The sequence below is a fragment of the Oleiphilus sp. HI0080 genome, from assembly GCF_001635135.1.
Genome location: NZ_LWFU01001221.1, coordinates 1 through 1134, shown reverse-complemented (window position 1 = coordinate 1134; position 1134 = coordinate 1). Strand labels below are relative to the sequence as shown.

1 protein-coding gene is annotated in these 1134 nt (G+C 49.4%); it reads right to left on the bottom strand.

Going from position 1 to position 1134, the window contains the following annotated elements; translation table 11 throughout:
• The coding region (locus A3751_RS21410) for a cadherin-like domain-containing protein (protein ID WP_197466588.1) at window positions 1-1111 on the bottom strand (1111 nt) is incomplete at its 3' end.
• Between the last annotated feature and the right edge of the window lie 23 nt (window positions 1112-1134).

The following is a 1134-nucleotide window of genomic DNA, read 5'->3' as shown; positions in this document are numbered from 1 at the left end:
CATGAGCATCTTGTACTTCGTAAGAAAAATGCACCGCCCCGTTGTAGTCTGCTTCGGGAGTGAAAGTGTAGGTACCGTCTCTATTGTCTGTGATCGTACCGTGATCTGCATTAAGGTTATGCACACTTAACTTTGCTGTTTCACCATGATCAACATCCGAAGCGTTAGCCAGCAGTTGTGCTTCAGTTAACGTGACTGCGGTATCTTCGGTTCCTGATGCTAATTTGGCGTCACCACTTACGATTGGTGCATCATTGGTTCCCGTAACCGTGATATTGATTCTGTGCGTCGTACCATCGGCGGACCTGACTTCATAAATCACATCTCGGGTTTCACCCTCTTTCAGTGCCTGAAGCGCAGGGTTTCCGTTGGCAACCCGATAATCCCAGTTTCCGTGACGATCAATATGCAACTCCCCTTGAAAAGGGTCGCTGATGACTTTTTCGTTTCGAACCATCGGGTTTGTTGCAATGAAATGGTCTTGCCCTGCATCCGGGTCAGTGACAGAGAGGGAGCCCATTACCTGGATCGACTGTGCCGAGTCATGCCCAACATTGCGGTCTTCGGTGATAGAGCCCGTATCTTGGCCGGTAATGACAGCCGCATCCGCTACCGCTGCCAAATCCAGCGAAGCACTCGCTGCCGTACTGCCACCATGAGCATCTTGTACTTCGTAAGAAAAATGCACCGCCCCGTTGTAGTCTGCTTCGGGAGTGAAAGTGTAGGTACCGTCTCTATTGTCTGTGATCGTACCGTGATCTGCATTAAGGTTATGCACACTTAACTTTGCTGTTTCACCATGATCAACATCCGAAGCGTTAGCCAGCAGTTGTGCTTCAGTTAACGTGACTGCGGTATCTTCGGTTCCTGATGCTAATTTGGCGTCACCACTTACGATTGGTGCATCATTGGTTCCCGTAACCGTGATATTGATTCTGTGCGTCGTACCATCGGCGGACCTGACTTCATAAATCACATCTCGGGTTTCACCCTCTTTCAGCGCTTGAAGCGCAGAGTTGCCGTTGGCAACCCGATAATCCCAGTTTCCGTGACGATCAATATGCAACTCCCCTTGAAAAGGGTCGCTGATGACTTTTTCGTTTCGAACCATCGGGTTTGTTGCAATGAAATGGT